Origin of the sequence: Deinococcus pimensis DSM 21231 (genome assembly GCF_000519345.1) — a bacterium.
Lineage (GTDB): Bacteria > Deinococcota > Deinococci > Deinococcales > Deinococcaceae > Deinococcus_A > Deinococcus_A pimensis.
In genome coordinates, this window is record NZ_KI912633.1 from 345,101 (window position 1) to 345,486 (window position 386).

General features: G+C 74.9%; 1 protein-coding gene. It reads right to left on the reverse strand.

Annotated elements, in window-relative coordinates:
• On the reverse strand, positions 1-386 hold a 386-nt coding region (locus tag DEIPI_RS39100; protein ID WP_045233734.1), incomplete at both ends, for a hypothetical protein.

A 386-nucleotide genomic window follows, 5' to 3' on the forward strand; every position in this document is an offset into this window, starting at 1 on the left:
GGCGTAGCGGCGGGTGCGGGTGAGCAGCGTCGCCTGCCGGACCTTGTTGAGCGCGCGCAGCGACGGGGAGACGGCGTCGTACGCGAGGCGCTCGTCGAGCAGGCGACGCAGCGCCAGCGCCCGGTCGAAGTGCCCGACCGACTCGAAGTACCCGGCGAGGCTGTGCGTCGCCCAGGCCGCCGGGTAGGACGCGCCCTCGGCCTCGAACTCGGTCAGGGCGCGCTCCAGCAGCGTACGGGCGAGCGCGAGCTGCTCGACACGCATGAGGGCGAACCCGACGGTGAGGACGCCCTGCGCACGCTGCACGGGCGGCAGCGCGTCGTGCGCCGCGAGAACCCCGTCGGACATCGCGAGGGCCTCGGCGGTCTCGTGCTGTACGGCGCGCG